At 70.7% G+C, this 2,425-nt stretch carries 4 protein-coding genes; 3 read left to right on the top strand and 1 reads right to left on the bottom strand.

Annotated features, from left to right (window positions below):
* From Q0112_RS10160 to arfB, 3 genes are all read left to right on the top strand, one after another.
* Window positions 1-421: DUF934 domain-containing protein (locus Q0112_RS10160; protein ID WP_297974769.1), on the top strand; the 421-nt coding region annotated here is incomplete at its 5' end.
* Between the two features lie 99 nt (window positions 422-520).
* The gene (locus tag Q0112_RS10155; RefSeq protein WP_297974766.1) at window positions 521-1,141 is read left to right on the top strand and encodes a queuosine precursor transporter; all 621 of its coding nucleotides are present in this window, start codon (window positions 521-523) and stop codon (window positions 1,139-1,141) included.
* Between the two features lie 250 nt (window positions 1,142-1,391).
* Window positions 1,392-1,814, top strand: a complete 423-nt coding sequence (gene arfB, locus Q0112_RS10150; protein ID WP_297974764.1) for an alternative ribosome rescue aminoacyl-tRNA hydrolase ArfB — start codon at window positions 1,392-1,394, stop codon at window positions 1,812-1,814.
* A gap of 63 nt (window positions 1,815-1,877) precedes the next feature.
* Here arfB and uxuA read toward each other — a convergent pair.
* The coding region (gene uxuA / locus Q0112_RS10145; protein ID WP_297974761.1) for a mannonate dehydratase at window positions 1,878-2,425 on the bottom strand (548 nt) is incomplete at its 5' end.

The following is a 2,425-nucleotide window of genomic DNA, read 5'->3' as shown; positions in this document are numbered from 1 at the left end:
GATGAGCGTTCTTGTGACCGAGCGGGGCTTCGCCGAGGACGACTGGACCGGCGAGGTGCATCCGTTCGACATCTTCTGGAGCGGGCAGGATCTGCCGGAGGAGCCGCTGGCGGTCGAGTTTCCGAACGACCGCGATCCGGCCGACCTCGCCCCCTGGCTCGACCGGCTGGCGCTGATCCGGGTGGCCTTCCCCGCCATGTCCGATGGGCGGGGCTTCTCGATCGCCCGGCGGCTGCGCGACATGGGCTATGGCGGGCGGCTGCGGGCGGCGGGGCCGCTCGTTGCCGACCAGCTCCGCGCCGCGCGGCGGGTCGGCTTCGACGAGATCGAGCTGCCCGAGGCGATGGCCGAGCGCCAGCCCGAGAGCATGTGGCGCGTCCGCCCGCAGGCCTCCTACCAGGAGCGGGTCTTCACCGCCTGATCTCGGCGGGCTTGCAGGGCAGGGTAGTGGCGCGCTAAGGGGCAGGGCCGCCCGGACGTGGCGGCCAAGTCTCCGCGACCTTGCCAAAACGGAAGCCTGATGCCCCGCTCGCTCCTTCACGGCGTCGCCGCCATGGCGGTGATCGTCATCGCCTCGAACATCCTCGTCCAGTTCCTGGTGGGCAACTGGCTGACCTGGGGCGCCTTCACCTATCCCTTCGCCTTCCTCGTCACCGACATCATGAACCGGCTGCACGGGCCGCGCGCCGCCCGCCGGGTGGTGGTGGCGGGCTTCGTGGTCGGCCTTCTCTGCAGCTTCGTCGGCTCGCAGATCGAGGGGCCGTTCGGGCCGCTGGTCAGCCTGCGGGTCGCCATGGGGTCGGCGACGGCCTTCCTGGTCGGCCAACTGCTCGACGTCGCGATCTTCAACCGGCTGCGGCGGGGGAGCTGGTGGCGCGCACCCTTCGTGGCGAGCGTGGCGGGCAGCGTGATCGATACCTGCATCTTCTTCAGCATCGCCTTCTCGGCTTCGCTGAGCTTCCTCGCGCCGGGGGTCGACGTCGCCTGGGCGAACGAGGCGCTGCCGCTGCTCGGGCGCGGGCCGGTGGCGCCGCTCTGGATGTCGCTCGCGACGGCCGACTTCCTGGTCAAGTTCGGGATCGCCGTCTTCGCGCTTGCGCCGTTTCGCGCCGCCCTCGGCTACTACGCCCAGCGGGGCTGAGATTGCGCTTGCCTTTTGCGCCGGCGGTGCCACCATTGGGGCAACCGAAACCAGCGAAAGGAGGTGGTCCAATGTCTAGTGAGACCTTGGAGCGTGAGGCCGGGTTTACGCGTGGAGGGATCGCCTGAGGGGCAGCCCCCCGGGACGGGACCGACACGTCGGCTTTGGCCTTGCCGGCCAGCCTCCAAGCTCATGAATCGAGGGGTCGCAACGCGTTGCGGCCCCTCTCCTTTTGCCCCGGGCGTGCGCCATGCTGCGGATCAACGACGATATCGCGCTCCAGGATTGGGAGCTGACCGAGACCTTCCATCGCGCCTCGGGGCCGGGCGGGCAGAAGGTCAACAAGGTCTCGACCGCCGTCGCGCTCCGCTTCGAGGCTGCCCGTTCGCCGAGCCTTCCCGATGAGGTGAAGGCGCGGCTGCGCCGGGTGGCGGGCTGGCGCTGGACCTCGGACGGCGCCGTCATCGTCACGGCCGAGCGCCACCGCAGCCAGGCGATGAACCGCGCCGAGGCGCGGGAGAAGCTGAGGGCGATGGTGCTGGCGGCGCTAGAGCGGCCGAAGCCGCGGCGGCCGACGCGGCCGACGGCCGCCTCCGTGCGGCGGCGGCTGGAGGAGAAGGCGCGCCGGGCCGCCGTGAAGGCGGCGCGGGCCGCGGAACGCTCCGATGAGTGATTTCGCGCGCGAAACTATAAGTAAGTAATTGATATCTATGTAAATTGTCGTGTTAAAAAAGTGTTACGCGCCCAGGCCGAGGGTCGGGTGCTGCAGGGCGGTCATGATGCCGCGAAGCTCGGCGAGGCCCTTGAGGCGGCCGATCGCGGGGTAGCCGGGCTGGCCCTGGCGCTTCAGGTCGTCGAGGATGTCCTGGCCATGGTCGGGGCGGAAGGGGATCGAGACGTCGGTCCGGCCGGCGGCGGCGCGGCGGCGCTCCTCGGCGACCGCGGCCGCGATCAGCGCCACCATGTCGGTGCCGCCCTTGAGGTGCTCGTCCTCGTAGAAGGAGCCGGCGATGGCGTCCGATTCCCGGGTGACGTTGCGCAGGTGCAGGAAGTGCACCCGGTCGCCCAGGCGCCGCATCATGCCGGGGAGGTCGTTGTCCGGGCGCGAGCCGAGCGAGCCGGCGCAGAGGGTGACGCCGTTCGCCGGGCTCGGGACGGCGTCGAGGAGGAGGCGGTAGTCGGCCTCGGTCGAGACCACGCGCGGCAGGCCGAGGAGCGGGAAGGGCGGGTCGTCGGGGTGGCAGCACATGCGGATGCCGACGTCCTCGGCCGTTGGGATCACCT

Source organism: uncultured Amaricoccus sp. (assembly GCF_937858865.1).
Taxonomy (GTDB): Bacteria; Pseudomonadota; Alphaproteobacteria; order Rhodobacterales; family Rhodobacteraceae; genus Amaricoccus.
This window is presented reverse-complemented; position numbering and strand designations above follow the sequence as displayed.